At 47.7% G+C, this 6,284-nt stretch carries 6 protein-coding genes, 1 tRNA gene and 1 rRNA gene; 4 read left to right on the forward strand and 4 right to left on the reverse strand.

What is annotated here, in order from left to right; all coding sequences use genetic code 11:
• Positions 1 to 7 precede the first annotated feature (7 nt).
• Positions 8 to 123 (forward strand): 5S ribosomal RNA (gene rrf, locus QL223_RS25740).
• A 240-nt stretch (positions 124 to 363) separates the two neighbouring features.
• Here rrf and QL223_RS25745 read toward each other — a convergent pair.
• The 3 genes from QL223_RS25745 to QL223_RS25755 form a co-directional block, all read right to left on the reverse strand.
• On the reverse strand, positions 364 to 984 hold the full coding sequence (locus tag QL223_RS25745) for a nicotinamidase (RefSeq protein ID WP_002542700.1): 621 nt from the start codon (positions 982 to 984) through the stop codon (positions 364 to 366).
• 10 nt (positions 985 to 994) lie between these two features.
• Complete coding sequence (gene pssA / locus QL223_RS25750; protein WP_002542701.1) at positions 995 to 2,344, reverse strand: CDP-diacylglycerol--serine O-phosphatidyltransferase; 1,350 nt, start codon at positions 2,342 to 2,344, stop codon at positions 995 to 997.
• 108 nt (positions 2,345 to 2,452) lie between these two features.
• Positions 2,453 to 2,890: a GNAT family N-acetyltransferase gene (locus tag QL223_RS25755; RefSeq protein WP_281546346.1), complete on the reverse strand. Its 438-nt coding sequence runs from the start codon at positions 2,888 to 2,890 to the stop codon at positions 2,453 to 2,455.
• A gap of 75 nt (positions 2,891 to 2,965) precedes the next feature.
• Between QL223_RS25755 and murB the strand changes: the two genes are divergently transcribed.
• Both murB and birA read left to right on the forward strand, forming a co-directional pair.
• Positions 2,966 to 4,012: a UDP-N-acetylmuramate dehydrogenase gene (gene murB, locus QL223_RS25760; protein ID WP_275041011.1), complete on the forward strand. Its 1,047-nt coding sequence runs from the start codon at positions 2,966 to 2,968 to the stop codon at positions 4,010 to 4,012.
• Positions 4,000 to 4,965 carry a bifunctional biotin--[acetyl-CoA-carboxylase] ligase/biotin operon repressor BirA gene (birA, locus tag QL223_RS25765; protein ID WP_039850662.1) on the forward strand — a complete coding sequence of 322 codons (966 nt, stop codon included), beginning with the start codon at positions 4,000 to 4,002 and terminating at the stop codon, positions 4,963 to 4,965. Before murB ends, birA begins: the two co-directional genes overlap by 13 nt.
• 1 nt (position 4,966) lies before the next feature.
• Here birA and coaA read toward each other — a convergent pair whose 3' ends face one another.
• Entirely contained in the window at positions 4,967 to 5,902 is a 936-nt protein-coding gene (gene coaA, locus QL223_RS25770) for a type I pantothenate kinase (protein ID WP_002542705.1), read from the reverse strand.
• Between the two features lie 208 nt (positions 5,903 to 6,110).
• Here coaA and QL223_RS25775 point away from each other — a divergent pair.
• Positions 6,111 to 6,186 (forward strand) — tRNA-Thr (locus QL223_RS25775).
• Positions 6,187 to 6,284: the final 98 nt, after the last annotated feature.

Here is a 6,284-nt window from a genome sequence, read left to right on the forward strand (position 1 = left end):
GAATTTGCTTGGCGACCATAGCGTTATGGACCCACCTGACTCCATGCCGAACTCAGTAGTGAAACGTAACAGCGCCGATGGTAGTGTGGGGTCTCCCCATGTGAGAGTAGGACATCGCCAGGCTTCTAATTTTCTTTCACTTTTTGAAAAAGTGAAGACAAAAAGCAGAAGAAGCCCTGACCTGAAGGTCAGGGCTTTTTTGCATCTGCACCTTTTCATATTTACCATCGCTCCCGTTTTTAACCTCAATTACAGACAACAACCATACACGCACTCAGCTCATGGTGAATAAAGCGCTGGAGCTTCCCAATAATAGATATAAAAAAACACCACCTTCTCAGGTGGTGTTTTTGGGGTTCTGAGTTATGCCCTGAACTCTTCCAGCGTTTCTATAACGTGGATACCAGCATCACGCATTTCAGCGCAGCATGTTTCAGTTGTTTCTTCAGCAATGCCTCGACAAGCTTCTAGGTTAACCCAAACATCAAAGCCACCATGCATCTTTAATTGCATGGCAGTGGTTTTAACGCAGTAGTCAGTAGCGAGACCACCGACTAATACAGTGGTGACACCTTTGGCTCTAAGCCATTCAATGAGGCCAGTGCTGAGCTTTTCCTGAATATCATGGAAGCATGCACCGTAAGGGTGGAGATTTGGCTCTACACCTTTCCAAATGACATGGTCATATTCAGTTACTTCAGGGAGTTCTGGGATAGTTTCAAAGCCTTCGGTGCCAGGTACTGCATGGGATACCCAAGTAAGGTCCGCATTGGCATGCTCCAAAGGAACCAACATCTTATCGTGACTGTCGACTACCCAAACCGCGTTGGCTGGATGCGCGTCCTTTGTGAGAACGCGGAATTGTGCCTTTGTTGCCTGTTCGTTAAGTGCTGGACCAATCTTATCTCCGCCTTGCACAGGTAATTCGCCTGGGCAGATCGGTGTAAAGGTTTTCTGTGGGTCCACATCGATAGAAGCAATCACGTCTGACTCCTTAAAGTATCTGATTAAGCAGATGATCTGCCCTGATGCGCTTGATACGTTTTAGCAATCTTTGTACTTGAGGCGGGTAAACTTCCAGCTTTTCAATTTGCTTGTAACTGCCAATCAGCTGAGTGTGTTCCAAAATCGTATCGATTTCCCTTTGGGCTTCGGCTTCCAGCAAACGACGTTTGTCGTGAAGCAAGATGGCATTTTCAAGATCCAGCTTCCATGCACGAGGGTTGAGGTTGTTACCCGTCAGTAGCATGTAGGATCTGTCTACCCAAATCCCTTTGAGATGAAAGCTGTTGTCGTCGTGCTTCCAAAGGTGGATTTTCAATTGACGCTTGGCGATAGCGGCTTCATTACGACGTGCGAAATTGCGCAGGTTCATTTCATAAAGATAAGGTAAACCTGAAATCGTTTTGAACGGCTCACTCGGAGGAATGTAGAAGTCATTCGCTGTTTTATCGCCAACGATAATGGTGACGTTCACACCTCTACGCAAGGCAAGTCTTATTTCACGTGTCACACTGCGCGGAGGGTTAAAGTAAGGCGTACATATGATGAGTTCATTTTCAGCACTGGCGATTAAACGACAAATCTGAATGTTCAGGAAGTTCTTACGCTTACCCAATCCCACCATTGGCGTGAGGCCAATTTGATCGTCATTGATATGTTGCGAAATAAATTGATAGCTGGCTGCTTGCAGTCTTGCGCGTAATTCGCGGATAGCTGGCTTGAGTGCTTTTACTTCCGGTCGGTTAGGCTGTGCAAGGCATGTGACTGCTGAGCTGGCCGCCAAGGTGTTTCCGATAAAACCTGCCATGCAGTCGGCTAGTGTTTTGCTGTTGATGACATGGTAGCGGTCATAACGATAGCGGTCATGCTGGGCAAGATACACATCATTCAGACTTGCGCCGCTATAAATAACAGTATCATCAAAGACAAAGCCTTTAAGGTGCAGGACGCCAAAGACTTCCCTGTTTCTCACAGGTACTCCCAGCACATCAATTTTATGCTGGTATTTCTCTGCATACTCTCGGTAAAGCGCGGCGTTACCGTCTGACTTGTCAGCGCCAATCAAGCCGCGCTGAGCGCGGTGCCAGTCAACCAGTACTTTGATATCCAGAACTGGATTTTTTTGTTTTGCTTCATAGAGCGCATCAAGGATATTGCGCCCAGCCTCGTCGTCTTGCAGATACAGAGCAACAAGGTAAATACGATATTTAGCGTGAGCTATTTCGTGAAGCAGACGCTCCCTGAAGGTGGTCGCATCGAGCAGTGTTTCCATCTGGTCTGGACGGTGCGCAATTTTCGGGAGCTGATCGATCAACTGCTTATTGGCAGTAGCTGAAACCATTGTTGCCTCATTAAGTTCGACACTGGGTCGTGTTAACGCAAATCAAACCCTGTATTGTACCAGAAATTGTGCAATTTCCAGCGATATCCGTGTGTCAGCTATCCCGATTTACAACTGTGACATGGAGTTGTGACGCATAGGGATAAGATCTTTACCACTGTTGCAATAGCTTTGGTATCGGCCACGTAATTCTTCGGGCAGATTACTGACCTCGATCACTTCAAATCCGGCCTCTTTGTAGAGTTTTTCTAAATAGCGATACGCCAGACAATAACAAGCTTTAGTTTGAATCTGAGTTTGAACGGCATTGAGGAAAGCTTCTCCCTGCTTTTTCCCTCGTTGCTCGGGGGCAATAAGCATACCAGTCAGAAGTTGGAAGTCTTGAAACTGCCTGAATCTAACTGAACCAAAAAGACCGCTGCTATTTTCTGCCGTCCAAATGATTTCGTCTTTCTTCGGCTTCCCTGCTGGATAATGTGTTTTGTAAAAACGAGCCACCAGTGGAAAACGGAGTGGGTCGAGAAGGGCATATCGTGTGTCGGCCATGGTTATCAAATCACTGTGAATTCAAGGCGGATGGGGTAGTATACATCGCTAAGACTCTATCAAAACGAAACTGCGATCCGAATGAATATCCTGTCTACTACATCGCTAAAACCATTTCACACCTTTGGTATTGATGTTCAGGCCAAAGCCATTATTGAAGCGCAAAGCGCAGAAGATTTTATCACGATCTGGCGTGATCGTGCTGACGAGCCAAAGATCGTCCTTGGCGAAGGCAGTAATCTTCTGTTCTGTGAAGATTTTGACGGGATAGTGGTTCTAAACCGCCTAAAGGGTATTGATGTTGAAGAGACAGCTTCGCATTGGCACCTTCATGTGGCTGGCGGGGAAAACTGGCACCAATTGGTGAAATGGACGATTGAACAGGGTATGCCTGGCCTTGAAAACCTTGCGCTTATTCCAGGCCTGGTAGGCTCGGCACCCATTCAGAATATCGGTGCTTATGGTGTTGAACTGAATGAGCGCTGTGAGTATGTCGATGTCCTGATGCTTGAAACTGGCGAAGTCGTTCGCATGGGGCCGGGGGCCTGTGAATTTGGTTACCGGGATTCGGTGTTCAAGCGTGAACTCAAAGATAAAGCCATTATTCTTGCTGTAGGCTTCCAGTTATCGAAAGCTTGGAAGCCCGTGATAGGTTACGGGGCTCTGGGCGATTTGGCGAGTGAGAATGACGTTTCTGCCAAAGAGGTGTTTGATAAGGTCTGCGAAATTCGAAGTGAAAAGCTGCCTGATCCTAATCTGTTAGGAAATGCCGGAAGCTTCTTTAAAAACCCCGTTGTGCCTAAGACACAGGTAAAGTCTCTCTTAGCTGATAATGAAAAGATGCCTTCGTTTGAAGTATCGAGTTCAGAAGTGAAGCTCGCTGCGGGCTGGCTCATCGATCAGTGTGGCCTAAAGGGCAAAAGCGTCGGTGGCGCATCTGTTCACAATAAACAGGCATTGGTGCTGGTAAACAGTGGTGGTGCTACAGCCAGCGATGTGGTGACTCTCGCGAAAGAAGTGGTTGATACCGTTTACCAACGTTTTGGAGTCTTGCTAGAACACGAGGTTCGCTTTATGGGGGCGACTCAAGAAACCACATTGGAGGTTGTATGCCAGCGCTAGATAATACGCCCCGCCTGGCTCTTATAAAAATGCTGGCAGACGGCCAGTTCCACTCAGGTGAAAAATTGGGTGAAGAGCTCGGTATGAGCCGCGCAGCAATCAGCAAACACATCAAAGTATTGCAACAGTGGGGTGTGGACGTGTTTCGCGTCCAAGGCAAAGGCTATTGCCTGCCTGCGCCGCTGAATCTCCTCGATGAAAAGGCATTGAAAACGCAACTGAGTGTGCCTGCGTTTGAGCTTATCCCCGTGATTGATTCTACAAACCAGCATCTTCTGGATCGCGTAGGTCAGTTGGAGTCCGGTTCAGCCTGTCTTGCCGAGTATCAACAGGCAGGCCGTGGACGTCGTGGCAGGGCATGGTTTTCTCCTTTTGGTGCCAACCTCTATCTTTCCATGTATTGGCGATTGGATGCGGGTATGGCTGCCGCGATGGGACTGAGCCTTGTTGTGGGTGTTTCCATGGCTGAGACTTTACAGAAATTGGGTGCTGAAGGCGTCAAAGTGAAGTGGCCGAACGACCTTTACTGGAATGACAAGAAGCTTGCCGGCATTTTGGTAGAAATGACAGGTCAGGCTGGCGATGCCGCTCATTTGGTTATTGGTATGGGACTTAACGTTTCAATGCCTGAAACAGATGAGGTAGATCAAAGCTGGGCAAACCTTCAGGATGCTTGCCATCCACTCCCCGACAAAAATGCTTTGGCAGCCGCTTTGATAAATGGCGTAACAGAAGCGCTGAAGCAATATGAAGAAACTGGAATGGCAGGCTTTGTGCCACGCTGGGACAGCTATGACAACTTTCAGGGTCGTGCGGTGAAATTACTGCTGGGTGAGCGAGTGGTTAAGGGGATTGCGCGCGGGATCAATGAGCAAGGGGCTTTGCTGCTGGAAACCGAAAATGGCATTACCCCATATCTCGGCGGAGAGATCAGCCTGCGTGCTGACGACTAAGCTATTTCCTAACTTTAACGGTTTGAACCGCGTGGTTGGTTCCTTTCTGGAGGATTAAGCCAGCACGCTCGCGCGTAGGAAGAATGTTCTCTTCCAGATTCTTACCGTTAATCTCTTCCCAAATACCTGATGCTGTCTGTACCGCTTCATCATGCGAAAGCTTAGTGTAGTGGTGGAAATAAGATGTTGGGTTCTGAAACGCACCTTTACGGAACGCCATAAAGCGCTCGATGTACCAGGTTTTCAGTAACTCGCTGTCCGCATCAACGTAGATAGAAAAATCTAAGAAGTCTGAGATAAAAACGCGGTGAGGGTCGTGCGGGTAATCCATACCACTTTGCAATACATTCAGACCTTCCACGATCAAAATGTCCGGCTGTTGGACGACTTTGGTATTTTCAGTGATGTCATAGACCAGATGCGAATAGACGGGTGCTTCGACTCGAGATTTCCCTGATTTCACATCGGCAACAAACTGCACCAGACCTCGGATATCGTAAGACTCTGGAAACCCTTTTTTCTTCATCAACCCACGTTCATTGAGGGTCTTGTTGGGATGAAGAAAACCATCAGTGGTGATGAGCTCGACTTTTGGGTGCTCAGGCCAGCGTTCCAGCAGTGCTTTAAGCAAACGTGCAGTTGTACTTTTTCCGACCGCTACGCTACCAGCAATACCAATCACATACGGAACATTGTTGTCTTTTTGCCCCAAAAAGTGCTCAAGCACTTGGGTGCGGCCTTTTCGCGCCTTTACATACAAATTCAGCAATCGCGAAAGCGGCAGGTAGATATCCCGCACTTCATTCATCGTCAAATGCTCGTTAATACCACGGAGCTTTTCGAGATCGGTCTCGTCAAGCGTCATTGGCACTGAGTCGCGCAATTCTGACCATTGCTCACGGTCGAACGACAAATATGGAGTTAGTAAATCACTCATGCTCTGGATGAATCTGTGTGTTAAGGAGAGCGACAATACCTTATCGATGCGGTTTGTGGAAGTATGGAGGGGATTAAACGCTGCGCCATCTAGCTAAAAAACGGAGCAAATTGGTGAATTAATGCCCCATAAGATCTTATTTGGGTGAAATTTTTAAATTACCTATTGCAACGCTAAAAATCATTGAATAGAATGCGCAGCACTTGTCGCCGGCTTAGCTCAGTTGGTAGAGCAACTGACTTGTAATCAGTAGGTCGCCAGTTCGATTCCGGCAGCCGGCACCATTACGACAAAAAAGAACAATTTGGTGGGATTCCCGAGTGGCCAAAGGGATCAGACTGTAAATCTGACGGCTCCGCCTTCGAAGGTTCGAATCCTTCTC

It is taken from the genome of Grimontia sp. SpTr1, from assembly GCF_947387585.1.
GTDB lineage: Bacteria > Pseudomonadota > Gammaproteobacteria > Enterobacterales > Vibrionaceae > Enterovibrio > Enterovibrio indicus.